Source organism: Rhizobium sp. UGM030330-04, assembly GCF_003208455.1.
Classification (GTDB): Bacteria; Pseudomonadota; Alphaproteobacteria; order Rhizobiales; family Rhizobiaceae; genus Agrobacterium; species Agrobacterium rhizogenes_A.
On record NZ_QKML01000018.1, the window covers coordinates 56,951 to 79,155 of the forward strand.

Below are 22,205 nucleotides of genomic sequence, written 5' to 3' on the forward strand. Positions count from 1 at the left end.
AGGAGGAACGACCATGTTCACAACGTCCGCTTATGCCTGCGATGACGGTTCTTCACCGATGAAGCTCGCGACAATCAAGCGTCGCGATCCCGGCCCGCGCGATGTCGAAATCGAGATCGAATTCTGTGGCGTCTGCCACTCGGATATCCACACGGCCCGCAGCGAATGGCCGGGCTCCCTCTACCCCTGCGTTCCCGGCCACGAAATCATCGGCCGTGTCGCACGGCTGGGTTCGGATGTCACGAAGTTCAAGGCGGGCGACCGTGTCGGCGTCGGCTGTATCGTCGACAGTTGCCGGGAATGCGCAAGCTGCGCCGAAGGGCTGGAGCAATATTGCGAAAACGGCATGACCGGCACCTATAATTCGCCTGACAAGGCGATGGGCGGCGGCGCGCATACGCTCGGCGGTTATTCCGCCCATGTGGTGGTGGATGACCGCTACGTGCTCAATATTCCAGAAGGGCTCGATCCGGCGGCCGCGGCGCCCCTGCTCTGCGCCGGCATAACCACCTATTCGCCGCTGCGCCATTGGAACGCCGGTCCCGGCAAGCGCGTCGGCGTCGTTGGCCTCGGCGGCCTCGGCCACATGGCCGTGAAGCTTGCCAATGCCATGGGGGCAACGGTGGTGATGATCACCACGTCGCCCGGCAAGGCGGAAGATGCAAAAAAGCTCGGCGCCCACGAGGTGATCGTTTCCCGTGATGCCGAACAGATGCGCAAGGCCGCTTCCAGCCTCGATCTCATCATCGACGCGGTGGCCGCCGATCACGACATCAACGCCTATCTCGCGCTGCTGAAGCGCGATGGCGCATTGGTGCAGGTGGGCGCACCGGAAAAACCGCTGTCGGTGCTGGCCTTCAGCCTCATCCCCGGCCGCAAGACCTTTGCCGGTTCTATGATCGGCGGCATTCCCGAAACTCAGGAAATGCTGGATTTCTGCGCCGAGAAAGGCATCGCCGCCGAAATCGAGATGATCGATATCGATCAGATCAATGACGCTTATGAACGCATGATAAAAAGCGATGTGCGTTATCGTTTCGTCATTGATATGAAGAGCCTGCCGCGCCAGAAGGCCGCCTGACCTTGAAAGGGGGGCGGCCTTTCGGGCGTCCCCTTCCTCATTGGACCTTTCGGTCGAAAGCGCAGCCCGAACCATGACCAGCCAGACCGGTTTCAGCGATGTCGCCAAGGGCATGACCATCATGGCAGGCTGCATGTTCGTGCTGCCGGTCATGGATGCGATTGCCAAATACATGGCGGTCAGCGGCGGCATGTCGCCGGCGCAGGTCACCTTCTATCGCTTTTTCTTCCAGGTCCTGTGCACCCTGCCGCTGCTGCTCGTAGTCTCGCCCAGGGCGCTGTTCAGCGCCAAACGGCCGTGGATGAACTGCCTGCGCGGCGTGCTGCATGCCTCAGCCAGCCTGATGTTCTTCGCCGCCGTCAAATACATGCCGCTTGCCGATGTCTTCGCCATCTATTTCGTCGAGCCCTTCATGCTGACGATGATGTCGGCCCTCTTCCTCGGCGACAAGGTCGGCTGGAAGCGCTGGATGGCAATTGTCGTCGGTTTTGGTGGCGCGCTGATCGTCATTCAGCCGAGTTTCGAGATCTTCGGCTGGACCTCGCTCCTGCCGGTCGCCTGCGCCTTTCTCTATACGCTTTACCTGTTCCTGAACCGCGCCATCGGTGACGCCGACAGCCCGCTGGTCATGCAGACCATGTCCGGCATTGCCGGCACCATATTCATGGGCGCGGTGCTTTTGGCCGGTGATGCGCTGGGCGACAGGGATTTTGCGATCTCGCTTCCGCAATCCGGCTTCGCGCTTGTCCTGCTCATCCTGCTGGGATCGATATCCGGCTACATGCACTTGCTGATCGTCAGGGCTTTCAGGCTGGCCCCGCTGTCGCTGCTGGCGCCTTTCCAGTATTTCGAGATCATCTCGGCGACAGTTCTCGGCTATGCGCTGTTTTCGGATTTCCCGACGCCATCGAAATGGCTCGGCATCCTCATCATCGTCGCATCCGGCCTGTTCATCATCTGGCGCGAAAGCAAGCAGGCCCATGCGACACCGCCGCTCGATGGGCAATGACGCCTGACACCCGTCCCGTCAGGTGCCGGAGGGCAGCGGCCCTTCATCGTGATGATCCTGCGCTTCGACGAGACTGCCAAGCAGCCAGAGCGAAACCTCCGCCGCTTCACCCGCGGATTTGAAACGATAGGAGCCGCTATATTTCGGCATGTCGAAGAAGGTGACCACGAAACCGTCGCCGCTTTCCAGACCCTCTATCCTGATGCGCTCGGGATCGATCATCACGCACACATAATGCGAGCCCATGTTGCGCATGAAGCCGGCCTTGTTGTCGTGCAGCCGCACAAAGGCCGCGCCGCCATCCGCCGTCATATGAAGGCTTCTGATCGCCTCGTTCGGAAAGGCACGGGCGAAATCCATGATCGCCTGCCCCACATCATGGCTGTTGTCATCCTCCGTCGCCCGCGACATGCGCCAGGCATAAACGGCAAAGACCGAAAGCAGCACGAAGACGATAATCCAGATCGCCAAATTCATCCGGGACGCTCCCTAAGCACCGAAACCTTTGGATTCGCGAATCGAAACGACGCGAACCCGTTTCAGGTTCATATAGGTCGAGGCTTGCGTGAAGTGTGGCGTGGCGGAGAGACACGGCGCCGCTGAAGATCAGAAGCGCTTGAGAAACGATGCCTTCGCGAGAAGCCATTGCCGGCGAAGCTGCGACAGCTGCAATTCGCCTTCGAACACTCCCGATCCAGCCTTTCGGGCGGCAACGATAACAGGGCCGGACAGGGCAACAGGCAGATAGGCGGCAAAAACGGCCTTGGAGGTCGTCGCACGCCGGGCCTTTTCAAGATGATCCAGCGCGTGCGCGGCAAACAGCTCGATGGCAATACCGATCCGTTGCCGGTCCGCGCCCTCGAGAAAGGTCTCGCGATCGAGCCCGGCGGCCGAGAGCATGTCGGCGGGAATATAGACCTGCCCGCGACGGCGATGCAGCGGCATGAGAAGCAGGATACCGGCCATGGCCTGCGCCACACCCGCATGCCCTGCCGCTTCCGCGCTGGTCGCAGCGTCCTGCGGGGAAAGCACCAGGCTCGCCAGCTGAATAAGGGCGGACGCGGTTTCCCCCGCATAACCCTCAAGCGCGTTGCGATCCTCGAACAGATCATCGTAGAGATCGAAGATACGCGCCTCGATCATATTGACCAGCACCGGGCGCGGCAGGCGATGCTGCTCGATCACGGCCAGAAGCGCCGCCGCGACGGGGTGGGACTGGCTGTCCCCATGCGCATTGCCCTCAAGCAGGTCGCGCCACCATTGCATGCGCACTTCGCCGGGCAGCGCCTCGCGCACGGAATCACGGATACGCGCGATTTCGGCGTTGAAGGCATAGAGCGCCGCCAGAGCGTTGCGCTTATCGGCAGGCGACAGAAGACAGGCGAGATAGCGGTCGCGATCGGTATCGCGCAGCGTCGCGAGGCAGACGTCGAGATTTTCTGTGGGTGCCATGGTTCCCCGCGCGAAACGTCCTGTCAGCCTTCGACGGCAATCAGCGCCGCAGCCACGGCGCGCGATTCCGAAAGCATGATATTATAGGTGCGCACGGCAGCACCCGTGCTCATCGGGTCGACGGAAATGCCCGCTTCCCTGAAGGCCGCGCGCAATTCCTTTGGCAGCACCCGCATGCCGTCACCCGTGCCGATCAGCAGCACTTCTATGTCCTGCGCCTCCGCCAGAACCTTCTCGAAATGCCCGAGGGTCAATTCTTTCGCATCGACGGGCTCCCACCCGTAAATGCCCGAAGGCAGAAGCAGAAGCGAGCCGCGATGCGACATCTCGGCAAAACGGAAACCGCCATTGCCATAGGCATCGATGGGCGCCCGGCCGGGAAAATGGGCCGGGCGTATTTCGATCCCGCCGGCCATCAGACGGCAGGCTTGCCGCCGATGGCATTGCCGGGTTTTTCGTCCTTCTCGTCTTCCGCATCCTTGTTATCGGGACGCAGCTTGAAGGCGATCAGCACCGGTGCGGCAATATAGAGCGACGAGAACACGCCGATACCGACACCGAACAGCATGGCGAAGGTGAAGGACCTGATAACCTCGCCACCGAAGAGGTAGAGCGCGAGCAATGCCAGAAGCACGGTCAGACCGGTGAGGATCGTGCGCGACAGCGTCTGGTTCAGCGATGCATCGATGATCATCGACAGCGGCATCTTTTTATAACGCCTGAGGTTTTCGCGGATACGGTCGTAAATGACGACGGTATCGTTCAGCGAATAACCGATGATCGTCAGGATCGCCGCGATACTCGTGAGGTTGAACTCTATCCCCAGGAAGACAAAGAGCCCGATTGTGAAGACAACGTCATGCACCATGGAGATGACAGCGCCGAGCGCAAACTGCCATTCGAAGCGGACCCAGATGTAAACCATGATCGCCGTCATGGCGAGTATGATACCGATCGTGGACGTGTAGGTAAGGTCACCCGACACGGCCGGACCGACGACTTCCACACGGCGGAAATCGTATTTGTCCTCAAGTTCGCCACGCACCATGGTGATGGCGGACTGCTCGGCATTCTCGCCGCCTTCCTGCGCCTGAATACGGATGAGGACATCCTGCGGCGTGCCGAAGTTCTGCGCCTGGATTTCACCGAGGTTCAGCTGGTTCAGACGATCGCGGATATCGGCGAGATCGGCTTCACCCTGCTTGGCGCGCACTTCAATGACGGAGCCGCCCTGGAAGTCGATGCCGAGGTTCAGACCCTTGGCCACGAAACCGCCCATACAGGCGAGCATGATCGCGCCGGTGATCATGAACACCACGCGGCGATAGCGCATGAAGGGAATGTCGCGGCCATCGAACATGGCCGTGCGCACGCCCTTCGGCAGATGCTTCGGACGGCTGCGGCGAACCCAGTAGCCGAACATCCACGCCGTCAGCGTATAGGCGGTAAAGACGGTGGTGATGATACCGACGGCGAGCGTCACCGCAAAGCCCTTGACCGGGCCGGTGCCCATGTAGAACAGCACGCTCGCCACGATCAGCGTCGTCAGGTTGGCGTCGATAATGGTCGCAAAGGCGCGGGTAAAGCCGTTATCCAGTGACTGGATCAGCGGTTTGCCGCTTTTCACTTCCTCGCGTATTCGCTCGTAGATCAGAACGTTGGAATCCACCGCCATGCCGATCGTCAGAACGATACCGGCGATACCTGGCAATGTCAGCGTCGACCCGATCACACTGAGAACGGCGAGCAGCATGATGACGTTGACGACAAGGGCGATGTTCGCCAGCAGGCCGAAGAATCCGTAGAAGACGAACATGAAGATGAGGACGCCGACGGCGCCGATGGCACTTGCCGTCAGGCCGGCGGTGATGGAGTCGTTACCAAGGCTCGGACCGACCGTGCGTTCTTCAACGACGGTCAGCGTGGCCGGCAGCGCGCCCGCGCGCAGAAGAACAGCAAGGTCGTTAGCGCCCTGCACCGAGAAGCTGCCGGAAATCTGTCCCGAACCGCCGATGATCGGCTCGCGGATGACAGGTGCGGAAATGACCTGGTTATCGAGCACGATGGCGAAAGGTTTGCCGACATTCTGCTGCGTCGCCTGCGCAAAGCGCTGCGCGCCACGGCTGTCGAAGCGGAAGGTGACGACGGGTTCGTTGGTCTGCTGGTTGAAGCTCGCCTGTGCGTCGACGAGATTATCGCCGGAAACGAGCGCGCGGCGTTCCACCAGATAGGGAACCGGCGGATCGTCCTGCGAATAGAGAACTTCAGAGGTCGCGGGCGGACGGCCGTTCATCGCTTCCTGCACCGGCATGGTGGTGTCGACCATGCGGAAGGACAGCTTTGCCGTCTGGTTGAGCAGCGATTTCAGACGCTGAGGATCCTGAAGGCCCGGCACCTGCACGATGATGCGGTCGGAACCCTGGCGCTGGATGAGCGGCTCGGTGGTGCCGACTTCGTCGACGCGGCGGCGCACGACTTCGATCGACTGCGATACGGCCGACGACAGGCGGTAATCGACGCCTTCATCCGTAAGGTTGAGGCGCAGCAGATTGTCGCCGCCGTCGCTCATCGTCACTTCGGTGATGGAGCCGCCGACCAGCGTTCCGGCGGATACCGGCTGCGTCAGATCGCGTAGCGCCGTCTTGGCGGCTTCCAGCTGGGCGGGATCGCTGATGCGAACCTGAATCTGCTGGCCGTTGCCGGTGAGCCCCGAATAACGGATGTTGGCATCGCGAAGCTGGGTACGCACATCGCCAACAATCGTCTCAAGCCGTTCCTTGACAATGTCGGAACGCTCGATCTTGAGCATGATGTGCGAGCCGCCCTGAAGGTCGAGACCGAGCGTTACCTTGTTGTCCTTGTACCAGGCAGGCATGCTCTCCAGCTGTTTTTCCGAAAACAGGTTGGGAGAGGCGATGAAGACGCTTGCCAGCACAAGCAGCCAGATGAAGACTGTTTTCCAACGGGAAAAATGAAGCATTTCGATCTCGGTCAGGGTTGGGGTTGCGCGGACAGCGCAACCCGTCAAAATTCGCAATCGGGCGTCCGGTTATCCGGCAGGATCAGGAAGCGGCTTCCGTCTTGACCACTTCACCCTTGACACGCACTTCGGCGATATAAGCGCGGGCAGCGCGGATTTTCACGCCTTCGGCGATTTCGACTTCGAGTTCATTGTCATCGATGACCTTGGTCACCTTGCCAACGATGCCGCCGCCAAGAACGACCTGATCGCCACGGCGAATGCTGGTCAGCGTTTCCTGGCGCTTCTTCATCTGCGCGCGCTGCGGGCGGATGAGGAAAAAGTACCAGACGACCATAAGGGGCGCAAACAGGAAAAGCATTTCCAGGCCGGAACCGAAGGCCGATGCGCCGCCCGTTGCGTCCTGGGCAAAAGCTTGACTAATGAACATATAAAACTCCTCAACGATTACGGCACGACCTCGTATGCCGCCCCAGCTTTCAAGCCGCCGGAATATAGTGGGGAACGCCGGGATTGCAACAGATGCAGGGCCCACGCCGTACCGATTCCGGACCTCTTAACCTTTATGGGCCGGAAACACCATGCTAGGCCGGTCGCAAAACAGAGTTTTGAACACCAGACAAGCGGAAGAAACACCATGATTCGAGAAGAAACGGCCACCCTGCTTCTTGCCGAACTGCGCCGGCTGAACGTTGCCGTGGAGCGGCTGGCCGGCCCCGCCCCCGCCGTAAACGACTGGAATGCAGCCGATTGTTTCGTCTGGTCGCCGGTCAATTCCTTTCTGCAGCCGGTCCCCCGCCCCAATCGTATCGCGCTCAAACTCATTCGCGGCGTCGATCATGTGCGTGACATCCTGCATGAAAACACCCTGCGTTTCGCCGATGGTTTTCCCGCCAACAACGTGCTTTTGTGGGGCGCGCGCGGCATGGGCAAGTCCTCGCTGGTCAAGGCGGTTCACGAAGATGTGCGCACCGCAAGCGGCGTTCCCCTGAAACTGGTGGAAGTGCACCGTGAGGATATCCACACCCTGCCCGCTTTGCTCGACATACTGAAAATCTCGGATCAGCGCGTCATTCTGTTCTGCGACGATCTCTCCTTCGATCATGACGACACGGCCTACAAATCGCTGAAGGCGGCGCTCGATGGTGGTATCGAAGGCCGGCCGGACAATGTCCTCTTCTATGCGACCTCCAACCGGCGCCATCTGCTGCCACGCCACATGATGGAAAACGAACAATCGACCGCCATCAACCCGTCGGAAGCAGTCGAGGAAAAAGTTTCTCTCTCCGACCGCTTCGGCCTGTGGCTCGGCTTCCACAAATGCGGCCAGGAAGACTATCTGACGATGATCGACAGTTACGCCGAACACTTCGATCTGGGTCTGGACCGCGAAACCCTGCATCACGAAGCGCTGGAATGGGCAACCACCCGCGGCGGCCGCTCCGGCCGTGTGGCCTGGCAATATATTCAGGACGCCGCCGGACGCCTGAGAAAATCCATCGACCGATAACGACACCGTGACATCAGGCGAAAGCCGGTGTCGTTACGGCCACAAAGCGTGTCGTATTCCCGAACGACAAGCCTCGTCCCGCATGGTTTGCTGCAGATATCCGGTTCCGCTTCGAATTTCAGGGCGGAACAGTCGGAACACCGGCGAAATGCCGGTGGCTGCGGCGGGCGATGATCGGGAGACAGGCTACGTCTTTCAGGACGTGCGGCAATTCCCCTTTCCATCCCCTCGCCGGACGATTCCGTGTGAGCCGAACAGCGGCTCGCACGCGTGCATTGTGACGATATCCTGCCCGCGGAGGAGCGGGCCGGCATTGGCGTTCAACCCCCAGGAGGAGATGGATATGAGCAGGAACAGAGGCGTCGTCTACATGCGGCCGGGTCAGGTGGAGGTCCGCGATATTGACGACCCCAAGCTTGAGGCGCCGGATGGCCGCCGTATCGAACACGGCGTTATTCTCAAGGTGATTTCCACCAATATCTGCGGCTCCGATCAGCACATGGTGCGCGGCCGCACCACGGCGATGCCGGGTCTCGTCCTTGGCCATGAAATCACCGGCGAAGTCATCGAAAAGGGCGTCGATGTCGAAATGCTGGAAATCGGCGATATCGTCTCGGTGCCATTCAACGTCGCCTGCGGCCGTTGCCGCTGCTGCAAGTCACAGGATACCGGCGTCTGCCTGACGGTGAACCCGTCGCGCGCCGGCGGCGCTTACGGTTACGTCGACATGGGCGGCTGGATCGGCGGACAGGCCCGTTATGTCACCATCCCCTATGCCGATTTCAACCTTCTGAAATTCCCTGACCGCGACAGGGCGATGTCGAAGATCCGCGACCTCACCATGCTGTCGGACATCCTGCCGACCGGCTTCCACGGCGCGGTCAAGGCGGGCGTCGGTGTCGGCTCCACGGTCTATGTCGCGGGCGCCGGCCCGGTCGGCCTTGCGGCTGCCGCCTCCGCCCGCATTCTCGGCGCCGCGGTCGTCATGATCGGCGATTTCAACAAGGATCGCCTCGCACATGCGGCAAAAGTCGGTTTCGAACCCGTCGATCTCTCCAAGGGGGACCGGCTGGGCGACATGATCGCCGAGATCGTCGGCACCAACGAGGTCGACAGCGCCATCGACGCCGTCGGCTTCGAGGCACGCGGCCATGCGGGCGGCGAGCAGCCGGCCATCGTTCTCAACCAGATGATGGAGATCACCCGCGCCGCCGGTTCGATCGGCATTCCCGGCCTTTACGTCACCGAGGACCCCGGCGCGGTCGACGCCGCGGCAAAACAGGGCAGCCTGTCGCTGCGTTTCGGCCTCGGCTGGGCAAAGGCGCAATCCTTCCACACCGGCCAGACGCCGGTGCTGAAGTATAATCGCCAACTCATGCAGGCGATCCTGCATGACCGCCTGCCGATTGCCGATATCGTCAATGCGAAGATCATCGCGCTCGACGATGCCGTGCAGGGTTATGAAAGCTTCGATCAGGGCGCGGCAACCAAATTCGTGCTCGATCCCCACGGCGATCTGCTCAAGGCGGCCTGACGCCTGCCGTCGGTAAACCAGAATGACGAAACGCCCGCGACATATTTCGTCGCGGGTGTTTTGCAAGCCAATCATGTCTCCGGCCGGAGATATTACATGTCGTTCTCGACAAGAGCCTCAAGCTCGACCCTTGCCTCGGCGGAGAGATAGGGCCGGAACAGGCTGGAGACCTGTTGCAGCCCCCAGTCCAGCTGCTGCGGCCTGAATTCGCCAACACCCTCCTGCAGATTGAGATAGGCAGCCCAATAGGTCGAGACGATCCATAGATTCGTCAGAACCGCATCGCGCTCGCTTTCGGGAATGGTCACCAATCCGGCTTTCTGCATCCGGCCGACAATGTCGCCAACCGCCAGCCGCATGGTGGCGCTTATGGCCCTGACCGGCTCCACCAGCCCCGGCGCCAGCGCGACGAGCCCGACCAGATCGCGAAACAGAAAGCGGTAATTCCACACCAGCGAGAACCATTGCCGAAGAAAACCGGCATAGGTGGCCGCCGCCGCCTCATCTGCCCCGTCAACGGTTGCGACAAGAACCATCGCATCGGCTTCGAACCGCGCAAACAGGGCGAGAACCAGCGATTCCTTGGTGCGGAAATGATAATAGAGATTACCCTCGTTGATACCGACTGAAAGGGCGATCTCAGCCGTCGTCACCCGGTCAGGCCCGCGCTCGTTGAAGAGGTCAAGGGCGGCATCCAGAATCCTGTCCCGCGTGCGCCGTGGTCGTTCCGCATCATTGTTCTTCATCAAAATCGCGTCCCGTCATTGAAATCTAAGGCATGCACCTTAAGTATCTAAAATAAGGTATACACCTTAACAGCAATGTCCCGTCATTCAACGTGAATTAAGGAGCTGTCGATGATCGGAACCGGCCTTTCCACCCCGTCCATGGATGTAACCGAGACGGAACCCCTGTCGAAATTCGCGGCGGCACGTCTCGCAATCTCGCTTGTCCGCAATCCGTTGAAGGCACTGCCGCCGGAAATCTTCAGCAAACCGGCGGTCTTCACCCGTCTCGGTGGCACGATGCGTGTGCATCTTGCCGATCCCGCACTGATCCATGAGGCACTGGTCAAGAACGCCCACCTGCTCGGCAAGGGTGAGGACGTGCGCCGGGTGCTCGGCCCCGCCCTCGGTCAGGGTCTTCTGACCGCCGATGGCGACCACTGGAAATGGCAAAGACAATCCGTTGCCGCCGCCTTCCGCCACGAAAAGCTACTGGATTTGCTGCCGGTCATGATCGACACGGCACGGCGCACGCAAGCACGCTGGCGCGCCCCCTCAATGGGTAACATCGATATCGGCCACGAAATGATGCGAACCACCTTCGACATCATCGTGGAAACCATGATGTCCGGCGGATACGACATTGATATCGCGCACGTCGAACAGAGCATCACCGATTATCTGAGGCCGACTGGCTGGACCTTCGCGCTCGCCATGCTGGGCGCACCGGAATGGCTGCCGCATCCCGGCCGGCGCAAATCCCGCGCCGCCGTCGATTACCTGCGCGCCAGTCTCGCGAAGGTGATTGCCGGGCGGCGGGCAAACCCGACCGACAGAACCGATCTCGTCTCCATGCTGCTGGAAGCCAGGGACCCGGAAACCGGGCGCATGATGAGCGATGAGGAAATCATCGACAATCTGCTGACCTTCATCACCGCCGGCCATGAAACGACGGCGCTCGGCCTTGCCTGGAGCTTCCATCTTCTGTCGCAGAACCGGGAAACGGAAAGAAAAATCATCGAGGAAATCGAAGCCGTCACCGCCGGCGAGCCGGTCGCGGCCGAACATATCGCCAATCTCACCTACACCCGGCAGGTGTTTTCGGAGGCGATGCGGCTTTACCCGCCCGCCCCGGTCATCACCCGCACGGCACGGCAGGATTTCAGGCTCGGCGAGCACGATATCCCGGCCGGAACCATTCTTTATGTGCCGATCTATGCCGTGCACCGGCACGCCGCGCTGTGGGACGAGCCCGAACGTTTCGACCCGTCACGCTTCGAACCCGAAAAGGTCAAGGCGCGCCACCGTTATGCCTATATGCCCTTCGGCGCCGGTCCGCGCGTCTGTATCGGCAATGCCTTTGCCATGATGGAGGCCGTGGCGATTCTTGCCGTCCTCTTGCAGACGATCCATCTTAAAAACACGTCACCGGCTGCGGCGGAGCCGCTGATGCGCGTGACATTGCGGCCGCAGGACCGGCTGATGATGAGGATCACACAGCGAAAAAACAGATCGCCCGCGGCGTGAACCACCGCGGGCGACTGATAGATAAATGCGAAAATCCACCCGTCACCGAGTGGTGACGGTCAGAGGTCGACGTCGAGGATCGCCATGGAGAAATTGTACGAGCGGTCGCCGTCCTCGTCGTCGATATAGACAACGCCGAGAAACTCTTCGCCAAGATACACTTCGGCGGAATCGTCCTTGCGCGGACGCGCCTTGACCACCATCGTCGGGTTGAAGGTGCGCTTGAAATAGGCGTCGAGTTTTTTGATTTCGTCGGCTTTCACCACTATTCTCCTGTGCGGTTCGCGTTGGCCCGCTTTTGGCATGGGACAAAGGCCAAAGTAAAGTGAAAGCGGCGCATCGCCCCAGCCTTTCACAGGCCATGTCTTTCGCACGCTGTCTTCCATACGGACGACCGCGAAAATTCCGGGGTGGTCAGATATCGGCTCCGATAAGCTGGTCCATCAGTCGCGAGGGTTCCGAACACCCTGCTTCTCCCACCACGCGCGCCGGCACGCCGGCAACCGTGGTCTTGGGCGGAACCGGCTTCAGCACCACCGAGCCGGCGGCAATGCGCGAGCAGCTGCCGATCTCGATATTACCGAGGATTTTCGCCCCCGCCCCGATCATCACGCCATTGGCGATCTTCGGATGGCGGTCCGCCCCCTCCTTGCCGGTGCCGCCGAGCGTGACGCCATGCAGGATGGAGACGTTATCACCGATGACGGCCGTTTCGCCGACCACCAGCCCGGTGGCGTGGTCGAGGAAGATGCCCTTGCCGATGCGCGCCGCCGGATTGATATCGGTCTGAAAGATGCTCGACGAGCGGCTCTGCAGATAAAACGCAAAGTCTTTGCGGCCCTTCTGCAGCAGCCAGTGGGCGAGGCGATGGGTCTGGATGGCCTGGAACCCCTTGAAATAAAGGAGCGGCTCCATGAAGCGCGTGCAGGCCGGGTCGCGATCGTAGACGGCCTGAATGTCGACGCGCAGCACGCTTCCCCATTCCGGCCAGTCATCCAGCATGTCCTGAAAGGTCTGGCGCAGAAGCACGGCCTGCATGTCGGGATGATCGAGGAGTTCGCAGATACGGTAGATCACACATTCTTCGAGAGACCGGTGATTGAGGATCGTCGAATAAAGGAAGGCGGAAAGCAGCGGGTCCTGTGCCGCGGCACTTCGGGCTTCATTGAGCAGGCTGCCCCAGATGGGATCGACGATCGCCAGCTGTTCGGGCTGACGGGCCTCGGTACGTGCGACCATGAATGGTCTCCTCGTTTGCAGTGGTCGTTCTTTATACAGAAAAAGACGTGCATTAGAAATGGGATTCGAATGACGACTTTAAAGGCGGCAAGGCTTCAGTTTTTCTTCATGCAGCATGAAAAACCGTTTCTTGCCGTCCTGAGCGTTGCCGCATTTGCGGACAGAAAACCGGGTTCCACTTTTTCCCGGAAATGCTCCCGATCAAAGCGAGCGGTAAAACTCCAGAACCGCCGCCTTGAACACCCGGTCGCCGACGGCCAGCATGTGATCGCGGCCGGGAATGTCGATCGCCCGTGCATGCGGCATGATCGCGGCAAGCTCCGCGCCGGAACCGGCGATATCGTCCTTGGTTCCGACCGCGATCAGCGTCGGCGCGTCGATTTTCTCAGCCTGTTCGCGCGTGACGAGAACCCGCGATGTCTCGATACAGGCGGCAAGCGCCAGCCGGTCGCTTTTCGTCTGGTCGGCAAAGGCGCGGAACATGCGGCCGCGCTCATGGGTGACGACATCGAGCGAGGGAGCAAGCAGCGCTTCCGCAATCGGATCCCAGTCGCCGACACCTTCCACCATGCCGATGCCGAGCCCGCCGAAGACCAGCGAACGCACGCGCTCCGGATGCGCCATCGCCAGAAAGGCGGAAATGCGCGCACCCATGGAATAGCCCATCACATGCGCTTCGGCGATGCCGAGATGATTGAGCAGCGCCACGGCGTCCTCCGCCATGACGGGCGGATAATAGGCTTCAGAATCGTGCGGCTTGTCGCTTGCGCCATGGCCGCGATTATCGATGGCGATCACCCGGTAGCCCGCTTCACCCAGCGTCTTCAACCAGCCGGGATGCACCCAGTTGACATTGGCGCTGGAGGCGAAGCCGTGGATCAGCAGAACCGGATCGCCCGCCGGATCGCCCTCGTCGAAATAGGCAAGGCGAAGGCCGTCATGGGAAAAATCGGAAAACTGCGGCGTGTTGAGATTCATCAAGGACATCCTTTTTGCCGGACCATATGGCAGGAATTAGCAATGTTGAACATGTTTCGCTGACGATTTTTATGGAGATGCAATGCGTTTGAGGCTACATATCCGCAACGGCGAGCCGACGCGCGAAGGCGGATCGCGGCTCGATAACGATATTGCATTTGGAGACGAACATGGCCGGGCATCCCATTCCCCACTTCCAGAACGATGGCGGACACCGCATGATCGAGATCGGCGTCAAGGAATTCATGTGCACCGGCGCTTCCGTGCCCTACGATCACCCGCATATCTTCATCGACATGGGCGACGACAACGAGAAGGTCTGTTCCTACTGCTCCACCCTTTACCGCTACAATCCGTCGCTGAAGGCCGAGCAGACCAATCCTCCGGGCTGCGTCTTCCATGTGAAGGCCGCCTGACCTTCCACCTTTCCTGATCGGGGCGCACCAATGCCCATAAAATCCGTAGCCATTGTCGGTGCCGGCATCGCCGGTCTCACCGCCGCACTTTCTTTTGCCCGGCACGGGATCGGCTGCGACATCATCGAACAGGCGGGTGAACTCACGGAAGTCGGCGCCGGCCTGCAGCTGTCACCCAACGCCGCCCGCATACTTGCCACGCTTGACGTGCTGCCGGAAATCGAGGCGCGCTGGACCGAACCGGTCAGCGTCGACCTCGCCTCCGGAAAATCGCTTGCCACGCTGCTCTCCCTGCCGATGGGCACGGTGGCCCGCACACGCTGGGGCGCACCCTATGGCGTGCTGCACCGCTCGACACTGCAAGGTGCACTTCTCCATGCGGTGACACGCAATCCGCTCTGCCGGCTGCATCTCGGCAAGCGCATAGAAAACGCCACCGCCGATATCATTGCCGCAACCACCTTCCGCGATCACGATCTGATCGTTGGCGCCGATGGCGTCTGGTCGGCGGCCCGCTTTGCCGTTCCTGCCGCGCCGACAGCCACCTTTTCCGGCAATATCGCCTGGCGTTTCACGGTCACCGAAAACAATGTTCCGTCCGCCATCAACAAAAGCGCCGTTACCGCCTATCTCGGCTCCCGCGGCCATATCGTCGCTTATCCGCTCAAGGAAGTCGGCGGCTTCAACATCGTCGCCATTGCACTGGGCGCCGATCCCGGCGCCACCTGGCGCGCCGAATCGAGCGGACGGCAGAAATCCATGCTGCTCGAACAGTTTCGCGGCTGGAGCCCGGATTTGCTGCGGTTGCTGGAAAAAGCCGAAGATCCAACGTTCTGGCCGCTCTATCAGGCCGGTCCGGGGCGCTGGCATAATGGCCGTGACACGGTGCTGATCGGCGACGCGGCGCACGCCATGATGCCCTTTGCCGCCCAGGGCGCGGCCATGGCGATAGAGGATGCCTTCGAACTTGCCGGCGTGCTTGCCGCAGAGCCCCTACCCGTGCCGCAGGCCCTTGCCGCTTTCGAGGCCTTGCGCCTCCCGCGCATAGAAAAGGCCCGCAAACGGGCCTCTCTCAATCGTTTTGCCTATCACGCCACAGGCCCGGTCCGAATTGCGCGGGACTTCGTGTTTTCAACGCGTCCCGCCAGTGCCTTCCTGCACGACTTCGACTGGCTTTATGGCTATCACGCCAGGGGCTGATGACTAAGGTCAGATGCCGGCTGCGGCCGCAAAGCCGGCCTCGAGGTCTTTCTTGAGATCAGCGACATCCTCAAGCCCGATCTGAAGGCGGATGACCGGCCCTTCGGAGGGACCTTTGGCAATCGTCCTGTCGATGAGCGAGACCGCCACGGCAAGCGATTCGTATCCGCCCCAGGAATAACCGAGCCCGAAGAAGGTCAGCGCATCGAGAAAGGCCGCCGCCGCCTGCTTGTATTTGCCCTCTTCCGCCTTCAATACGAAGGAGAAGACACCGCTCGCGCCCTTGAAATCACGCTTCCAGAGTTCGTGACCGGCAAAGCTCGGCAGGGCCGGATGCAACACGCGCGCCACATCGTTGCGGCCTTCCAGCCATTGAGCGATATCGAGCGCGCTTTTCTGATGGTGTTCCAGCCTGATTCCCATGGTGCGCATGCCGCGCAGAATCTGGTAGGCATCATCGGAGGTGACGCAGATGCCAAGATTGGTATTGGCCTGATAAAGCGCCTTCCAGTGTTTTTCATTGGCCGAGACGAACCCCATCAGCACATCGGAATGCCCAGAGGGATATTTGGTGGCGGCGTGAATGGAAATATCGACGCCGAAATCGAGCGGCTTGAAATAAAGCGGCGTCGCCCAGGTATTGTCCATCGTGACCACGCAGTCATGCCTATGGGCGATCTCCGTGATTACCCGGACATCCTGAATCTCGAACGTATTGGAACCCGGCGCTTCCAGATGCACGAGTTTCGTATTCGGCCGGATCAGCGCTTCGATGCCAGCCCCGATCGCGGGATCGTAATATTCGATCTCCACACCGAGCTTCTTCAGCATCGTGTTGCAGAAGCGGCGTGTGGGGAAATAGACGGAATCGACGACAAGCGCATGATCGCCCGCACCGAGATAGGCAAGGAACGGCACGGTGATCGCCGCAAGCCCCGAGGGCACGAGGATAGTTCCGAAAGAACCTTCCAGCTCGTTGACGAGGTTGCACAGCGCATCGGTCGTCGGCGTGCCGTGAGTGCCATAGGTGTATTTCTGGTTTTCTGTCGAAAGCGTCTCCGCATCCGGGAAAAGGACGGTAGAGCCACGCACGATGGGCGGGTTGACGAAACCGAAACAGTCCGCGGGATCATTGCCGCCATGGGTCAGGCGCGTATTCACACCTGCGGCGGAAAGCAGGTCATTTGTCTTGGTCATTTCAGATCAGCTTTCGAAAGAATATTGACGCGTGCGACAATGCGGAGAGCGGAAGGCAAGGTCAAGTCCCGTGAACCCTCGCATGATGGGTCGATTGATCCATCATGAAACAGCATACAAGAAGTATACAAAAATCGTGCAAGTGCAAATTTCCGCAAAAATATGCTTATATTTTCACCCTTTGCACACTTCCCGACCAAAATTTCGAAAATTCCGTTTTATAGGCACAATTATCGCCGGCACGTCTTGACCCCGCTGCCAATTGCGATTGTGATAGAAAAAGCGGATCGAAAAGATCTCGCTGAGGGGGGAGCTGGGGCAAAACAAACATGCCGGTCCCCTTGCGATTGACGATAACAAACAAAGGTTGGGAAAAATGAAAAAGGCAATTCTGTCAGCCGCCATTGGCGCAGCAGTTTTGGGAGGAGCCTCGGTCGCTTCGGCTGCGACACTTCAGGACGTGAAGGGAAAAGGTTTCGTCACCTGCGGCGTGAGCGCCGGCATTCCGGGATTTTCCAATCCCGATGACAAGGGCGAATGGTCCGGCATCGACGTGGACTATTGCCGTGGCATTGCCACAGCGGTTTTCGGTGACCCTTCCAAGGCGAAGTTTGTCGCTCTTTCGAGCAAGGACCGCTTCCCTGCCCTCCAGTCCGGTGAAGTCGACGTTCTGACCCGTAACACCACCTGGACCATCAGCCGCGACACGTCGCTCGGCTTCAACTTCCGCACCGTCAACTACTATGACGGTCAGGGCTTCATCGCCAAGAAGGGCCTCAACGTGAAGTCCGCTCTTGAGCTTTCCGGCGCCGCCGTCTGCGTTCAGACCGGCACGACCACCGAGCTCAATCTCGCCGACTACTTCAAGACCAACAACCTGCAGTACAATCCGGTCGTTTTCGAAAAGGAAGCCGACGCAACCTCCGCCTATGATTCCGGCCGTTGCGACGTCTACACCACCGACCAGTCCGGCCTCTACGCCATCCGCCTGAAGCTGAAGAACCCGGACGACAACATCGTCCTGCCCGAGGTCATCTCCAAGGAGCCGCTCGGACCGGCCGTTCGTCAGGGTGACGACCAGTGGTTCGACATCGTGACCTGGGTTCACTACGCCATGGTCAATGCCGAAGAGCTGGGCATCACCTCCAAGAACGTCGATGAGCAGAAGAACAGCGCCAATCCGGACATCAAGCGTCTGCTCGGCACGGAAGAAGGAACCAAGATCGGTACCGATCTCGGCGTAACCAACGACTGGGCCTACAACATCATCAAGCTGGTGGGTAACTACGGCGAAGTCTTCGACCGCAACGTCGGTGCCGGCTCGCCGCTGAAGATCGAGCGTGGCCAGAACGCGCTGTGGACCAAGGGCGGCCTGCAATACGCACCGCCGGTCCGTTGATCGACCCCATCATCGGCTAGATCATGACAGGAGGCTGGGCAACGCCCGGCCTCCATTTAAAATTATATAAATAAGCTCGCAAAGAGCATATAAAAGGGAAAGGTGCCTATGGCAGGCAACGCGGTCAGTTCGCAACGATCGCGCGCGCAAAGCGCGTCGTCACTTATCTACGATCCACGCATACGCGGAGTTTTCTATCAGGTCCTGACTGTCGTCATCCTGACCGCCTTCGTCTGGATCATCGTGACGAATACGATCACCAATCTTCAACGGTCCAACATTTCATCCGGCTTCGGCTTCCTCAATGGAAGAGCCGGCTTCGATATCGGCCAGTCGCTGATCGCCTATACCAGCGACGCGACCTATGGCCGTGCATTGCTCGTTGGCATTCTCAACACGATCCAGGTCGCATTTTTCGGCATCATCGCCGCCTCGATCATCGGTTTCATCGTCGGCATCGCCCGGCTCTCCAACAACTGGCTGATTTCGAAACTCGCGCAGGCCTATGTGGAAATCTTCCGCAACATCCCGCCGCTGCTCGTCATCTTCTTCTGGTACAAGGGCGTCATCTCCGTTCTGCCGCAGGCCCGCGAATCGCTGGAACTGCCGCTCGGCAGCTATCTCAACAATCGCGGCTTCTTCTTTCCGAAGCCGCTCTGGGGTGAAGGTATCTGGCTCGTGCCGGTGGCCTTCCTCGTCGCCATCGTCATCAGCGTCTTCATCTATCGCTGGGCCAAGGCGAGGCAGGAGAAAACCGGTCAGCAGTTCCGCACCGGCCTTACCCTGACGCTTCTCATCATCGGCCTGCCGCTTGCGACATTCCTCGCGCTCGGCGCACCGCTGACATTCGACTATCCGATTGCCGGACGGTTCAATCTCACCGGCGGCGCGGTCGTTGCGCCTGAATTCATGTCGCTGTTCCTCGCGCTGTCCTTCTACACCGCCTCCTTCATCGCCGAGATCGTTCGCGGCGGCATCAAGGCTGTGGCAAAGGGGCAGACGGAAGCTGCGGATGCGCTCGGGCTTCGTTCCAGCACCACGACACGCCTGATCGTCGTGCCTCAGGCGATGCGCATCATCATCCCGCCGCTGACGAGCCAGTTTCTCAACCTGACCAAGAACTCCTCGCTTGCGGTCGCTGTCGGTTTCGCCGACATCGTCTCCGTCGGCGGCACGATCCTGAACCAGACGGGTCAGGCGGTCGAAGTGGTTGCGATCTGGCTGGTCATCTATCTCTCGCTGTCCCTGCTCACGGCCGTGGTCATGAACTGGTTCAACGCGAAAATGGCCCTGGTGGAGCGATAATCGATGACAACAAGCAATCACGCCTTCGTGCGACAGACCATCGAGGAAGCCCGGCCCGCACCGTCAAGCGCCGTCGGACTGGGCCATTGGCTGCGCACCAAACTTTTCGCCACGCCAAAGGATACGGTCCTCACCGTCCTTGCCATCGCCCTGCTCGCCTATCTGGTGCCGCCGATCGTCAAGTGGCTCTTCATCGACGCGGTATGGACCGGCAGCGATCGTATCGCCTGCCTGACCGCTTCGCAGGGCGGTGCGCTGCCGGACGGCCAGTCCGGTGCGTGCTGGGCCTTCGTATCGGCCAAGCTCGGGCAATTCGTCTTTGGCCGCTATCCGCTCGATGAGCGTTGGCGTCCGATCCTTGTGATGGTGGCGTTCGCCATCCTCCTGATCCCGATGTTGATTCCAAAAGCGCCATTCAAGCGCCTCAACGCGCTGGCGCTTTTCATCATCCTGCCTTTCATTGCGTTTTTCCTGCTCATCGGCGGCGTCTTCGGTCTGCCGAAGGTGGAAACGCAGCTGTGGGGCGGCCTGATGGTGACCCTGATCCTGTCCTTCTTCGGGATCACGGTCTCCCTGCCCTTCGGCATTCTTCTGGCACTCGGCCGGCGCTCCAACCTGCCGGTGATCAAGATGCTCTGCGTGCTCTTCATCGAAGTCATCAGAGGCATTCCGCTGATCACCGTCCTGTTCTTCGCCAGCATCATGCTGCCGCTGTTCCTGCCCGACGGCTGGACCTTCGACAAGTTCCTGCGCGCGCTCGTCGGTGTGTCGCTCTTCTCGTCCGCCTATATGGCGGAGGTGATCCGCGGCGGCCTGCAGGCCATTCCCAAGGGACAATATGAAGGTGCGGATTCGCTCGGCCTGAACTACTGGCAGAAGACGAGACTGATCGTACTGCCGCAGGCGTTGAAGCTTGTCATTCCGGGCATCGTCAACACCTTCATCGGGCTGTTCAAGGACACGTCGCTGGTCTCGATCATCGGCATGTTCGACCTGCTCGGCATTGTCACACTCAACCAATCGGATGCGAACTGGGCCACGCCCGTCACCGCCATGACTGGCTATATTTTCGCAGGCTTCGTATTCTGGATATTCTGCTTCGGCATGTCGCGTTATTCGCTGTTCATGGAACGGCACCTCGACACCGGGCATAAACGATAAGGGACGCTCAAATGGCAGAAACCCAAGCAAAAAAACTGGCCGTCTCGACAACGGACGTGGCAATCGAACTCATCGGCATGAACAAGTGGTATGGCGACTTCCACGTGCTGCGCGATATCAACCTCAAGGTCATGCGCGGTGAGCGTATCGTCATTGCCGGCCCTTCCGGGTCGGGCAAATCGACCATGATCCGCTGCATCAACCGGCTGGAAGAGCACCAGTCCGGCACCATCAATGTCGATGGCATCGAACTCACCAACGATCTGAAAAAGATCGATGAGGTGCGTCGTGAAGTCGGCATGGTGTTCCAGCACTTCAACCTCTTCCCGCATCTGACGATCCTCGAAAATTGCACGCTGGCGCCGATCTGGGTTCGCAAGATGCCGAAGAAGGAAGCCGAAGAAGTGGCGATGCACTATCTGACGCGCGTCAAGATTCCCGAGCAGGCGAACAAGTATCCCGGCCAGCTCTCCGGCGGCCAGCAGCAGCGCGTGGCGATTGCCCGCTCGCTCTGCATGAAGCCGAAGATCATGCTGTTCGACGAGCCGACCTCGGCGCTCGACCCGGAAATGGTGAAAGAAGTGCTCGACACCATGGTCAGCCTCGCCGAAGACGGTATGACCATGCTGTGCGTCACCCACGAAATGGGCTTCGCCCGCCAGGTCGCCAACCGCGTCATCTTCATGGACCAGGGCCAGATCGTCGAACAGAACTCGCCCGCCGAATTCTTCGACAATCCGCAGCACGAGCGGACCCGGCTGTTCCTCAGCCAGATTCTGCACTGAGACCTTTACCATCGAAGCATCATCCAGCGGGGCCGTTTCGGCCCCGTTTTTCATTGGTAACGGCCAGCCCGTCCCTGCATTCAGCGTCATCCCCGGGCTTGTCCCAAGGACCTGAACACATCACCAAAATCAATCGGCGGCAGATACCCGGGACAAGCCGGTGATGACGCTGGAGCATCTGGCGAAGCTCACCATTGATATGATGACGGCGCATTCCGCTCACATCCACAGCTGCCTTGAGTGAATCGCAGCCCCTTCCAGATTGGTGCCCCACATCGTTCTCCACACGCAAAAAGCGCTGGAACTACGAATGCAGCAACCATTTAACCATTTGTTACGAAACGGAAATCCTTGTTTTGCAGGGGCTTTGGCCGCCCATGTCATTTTTTTGTCAAATCATGCATTTTTCCGCTTGCGGAGCAACCGGAGCCTGACTATAAGGGCGCCACACCACAAGCGCACGCGCCCTTCGTCTATCGGTTAGGACGTCAGATTTTCATTCTGAAAAGAGGGGTTCGACTCCCCTAGGGCGTGCCACTTGCCTTCGTGTTCTCCCCCCAAAAAAAAATATAAAACTGCCGCGCAGATCGCGAATTCGTCTCGCGTGATCAACGCGCCGGAACCGATTCCGGGTCGGCACGTTAGAGTGCTGTCCCCCCCGATGGAAGGCAAGCCGGATGAGGCGCCAGCGGGCAAATCGACCGGCT

The 22,205-nt window shown here is 59.9% G+C and carries 21 protein-coding genes and 1 tRNA gene; 12 read left to right on the forward strand and 10 right to left on the reverse strand.

Annotated features, from left to right (window positions below; translation table 11 throughout):
• Positions 1 to 13 precede the first annotated feature (13 nt).
• Together N434_RS23035 and N434_RS23040 are read left to right on the forward strand one after the other, a co-directional pair.
• Positions 14 to 1,081, forward strand: coding sequence for an NAD(P)-dependent alcohol dehydrogenase (locus N434_RS23035; RefSeq protein ID WP_110760449.1), 1,068 nt, complete (start codon positions 14 to 16; stop codon positions 1,079 to 1,081).
• Positions 1,082 to 1,154: 73 nt separating this feature from the next.
• Entirely contained in the window at positions 1,155 to 2,090 is a 936-nt protein-coding gene (locus N434_RS23040) for a DMT family transporter (protein ID WP_065116210.1), read from the forward strand.
• A gap of 18 nt (positions 2,091 to 2,108) precedes the next feature.
• Here the strand turns inward: N434_RS23040 and N434_RS23045 are convergent, their stop codons facing one another.
• The 5 genes from N434_RS23045 to yajC form a co-directional block, all read right to left on the reverse strand.
• Positions 2,109 to 2,567, reverse strand: coding sequence for a hypothetical protein (locus tag N434_RS23045; RefSeq protein ID WP_065115712.1), 459 nt, complete (start codon positions 2,565 to 2,567; stop codon positions 2,109 to 2,111).
• Positions 2,568 to 2,696: 129 nt separating this feature from the next.
• The gene (locus N434_RS23050; protein WP_110760450.1) at positions 2,697 to 3,542 is read right to left on the reverse strand and encodes a phytoene/squalene synthase family protein; all 846 of its coding nucleotides are present in this window, start codon (positions 3,540 to 3,542) and stop codon (positions 2,697 to 2,699) included.
• A gap of 23 nt (positions 3,543 to 3,565) precedes the next feature.
• On the reverse strand, positions 3,566 to 3,958 hold the full coding sequence (locus tag N434_RS23055) for an Mth938-like domain-containing protein (protein ID WP_065115714.1): 393 nt from the start codon (positions 3,956 to 3,958) through the stop codon (positions 3,566 to 3,568).
• Positions 3,958 to 6,522 (reverse strand): protein translocase subunit SecDF, encoded by a 2,565-nt coding sequence (gene secDF, locus N434_RS23060; protein WP_110760451.1) that lies wholly within the window; start codon positions 6,520 to 6,522, stop codon positions 3,958 to 3,960. Before secDF ends, N434_RS23055 begins: the two co-directional genes overlap by 1 nt.
• Before the next feature lie 82 nt (positions 6,523 to 6,604).
• Entirely contained in the window at positions 6,605 to 6,952 is a 348-nt protein-coding gene (yajC, locus tag N434_RS23065; protein ID WP_003495911.1) for a preprotein translocase subunit YajC, read from the reverse strand.
• 207 nt (positions 6,953 to 7,159) lie between these two features.
• Between yajC and N434_RS23070 the strand changes: the two genes are divergently transcribed.
• Entirely contained in the window at positions 7,160 to 8,032 is an 873-nt protein-coding gene (locus tag N434_RS23070; RefSeq protein ID WP_110760452.1) for an ATP-binding protein, read from the forward strand.
• A 343-nt stretch (positions 8,033 to 8,375) separates the two neighbouring features.
• Positions 8,376 to 9,566 carry a formaldehyde dehydrogenase, glutathione-independent gene (gene fdhA / locus N434_RS23075; protein WP_065116211.1) on the forward strand — a complete coding sequence of 397 codons (1,191 nt, stop codon included), beginning with the start codon at positions 8,376 to 8,378 and terminating at the stop codon, positions 9,564 to 9,566.
• A 92-nt stretch (positions 9,567 to 9,658) separates the two neighbouring features.
• Here the strand turns inward: fdhA and N434_RS23080 are convergent, their stop codons facing one another.
• Positions 9,659 to 10,312 carry a TetR/AcrR family transcriptional regulator gene (locus N434_RS23080; RefSeq protein ID WP_110760454.1) on the reverse strand — a complete coding sequence of 218 codons (654 nt, stop codon included), beginning with the start codon at positions 10,310 to 10,312 and terminating at the stop codon, positions 9,659 to 9,661.
• A 111-nt stretch (positions 10,313 to 10,423) separates the two neighbouring features.
• Here N434_RS23080 and N434_RS23085 point away from each other — a divergent pair, with 111 nt between their 5' ends.
• Positions 10,424 to 11,818, forward strand: a complete 1,395-nt coding sequence (locus N434_RS23085) for a cytochrome P450 (protein ID WP_110760455.1) — start codon at positions 10,424 to 10,426, stop codon at positions 11,816 to 11,818.
• A gap of 59 nt (positions 11,819 to 11,877) precedes the next feature.
• Here the strand turns inward: N434_RS23085 and N434_RS23090 are convergent, their stop codons facing one another.
• From N434_RS23090 to N434_RS23100, 3 genes are all read right to left on the reverse strand, one after another.
• A complete protein-coding gene (locus N434_RS23090; RefSeq protein ID WP_003524869.1) occupies positions 11,878 to 12,081 on the reverse strand; it encodes a DUF3126 family protein in 204 nt (67 codons plus the stop codon).
• A 151-nt stretch (positions 12,082 to 12,232) separates the two neighbouring features.
• Positions 12,233 to 13,057 carry a serine O-acetyltransferase gene (gene cysE / locus N434_RS23095; RefSeq protein ID WP_065115719.1) on the reverse strand — a complete coding sequence of 275 codons (825 nt, stop codon included), beginning with the start codon at positions 13,055 to 13,057 and terminating at the stop codon, positions 12,233 to 12,235.
• A gap of 201 nt (positions 13,058 to 13,258) precedes the next feature.
• Positions 13,259 to 14,035 (reverse strand): alpha/beta fold hydrolase, encoded by a 777-nt coding sequence (locus N434_RS23100; protein ID WP_065115720.1) that lies wholly within the window; start codon positions 14,033 to 14,035, stop codon positions 13,259 to 13,261.
• 170 nt (positions 14,036 to 14,205) lie between these two features.
• Here N434_RS23100 and N434_RS23105 point away from each other — a divergent pair, with 170 nt between their 5' ends.
• On the forward strand, positions 14,206 to 14,451 hold the full coding sequence (locus N434_RS23105; RefSeq protein WP_065115752.1) for a zinc-finger domain-containing protein: 246 nt from the start codon (positions 14,206 to 14,208) through the stop codon (positions 14,449 to 14,451).
• Positions 14,452 to 14,481: 30 nt separating this feature from the next.
• Positions 14,482 to 15,651 carry an FAD-dependent monooxygenase gene (locus tag N434_RS23110; protein ID WP_110760456.1) on the forward strand — a complete coding sequence of 390 codons (1,170 nt, stop codon included), beginning with the start codon at positions 14,482 to 14,484 and terminating at the stop codon, positions 15,649 to 15,651.
• Between the two features lie 9 nt (positions 15,652 to 15,660).
• Here the strand turns inward: N434_RS23110 and N434_RS23115 are convergent, their stop codons facing one another.
• Positions 15,661 to 16,848: a cystathionine beta-lyase gene (locus N434_RS23115; RefSeq protein WP_110760457.1), complete on the reverse strand. Its 1,188-nt coding sequence runs from the start codon at positions 16,846 to 16,848 to the stop codon at positions 15,661 to 15,663.
• Between the two features lie 376 nt (positions 16,849 to 17,224).
• Between N434_RS23115 and N434_RS23120 the strand changes: the two genes are divergently transcribed.
• The 5 genes from N434_RS23120 to N434_RS23140 all read left to right on the forward strand — a co-directional run bounded on the left by N434_RS23120 (position 17,225) and on the right by N434_RS23140 (position 22,035).
• Positions 17,225 to 18,247, forward strand: a complete 1,023-nt coding sequence (locus tag N434_RS23120) for an amino acid ABC transporter substrate-binding protein (RefSeq protein WP_065115755.1) — start codon at positions 17,225 to 17,227, stop codon at positions 18,245 to 18,247.
• Positions 18,248 to 18,355: 108 nt separating this feature from the next.
• Positions 18,356 to 19,552 carry an amino acid ABC transporter permease gene (locus N434_RS23125; protein WP_110760458.1) on the forward strand — a complete coding sequence of 399 codons (1,197 nt, stop codon included), beginning with the start codon at positions 18,356 to 18,358 and terminating at the stop codon, positions 19,550 to 19,552.
• Between the two features lie 3 nt (positions 19,553 to 19,555).
• Positions 19,556 to 20,713, forward strand: a complete 1,158-nt coding sequence (locus tag N434_RS23130; protein ID WP_065115757.1) for an amino acid ABC transporter permease — start codon at positions 19,556 to 19,558, stop codon at positions 20,711 to 20,713.
• 11 nt (positions 20,714 to 20,724) lie between these two features.
• Entirely contained in the window at positions 20,725 to 21,498 is a 774-nt protein-coding gene (locus N434_RS23135; protein ID WP_110760459.1) for an amino acid ABC transporter ATP-binding protein, read from the forward strand.
• A 462-nt stretch (positions 21,499 to 21,960) separates the two neighbouring features.
• A tRNA-Glu gene (locus N434_RS23140) sits at positions 21,961 to 22,035 on the forward strand.
• The last annotated feature ends 170 nt before the right edge of the window (positions 22,036 to 22,205 follow it).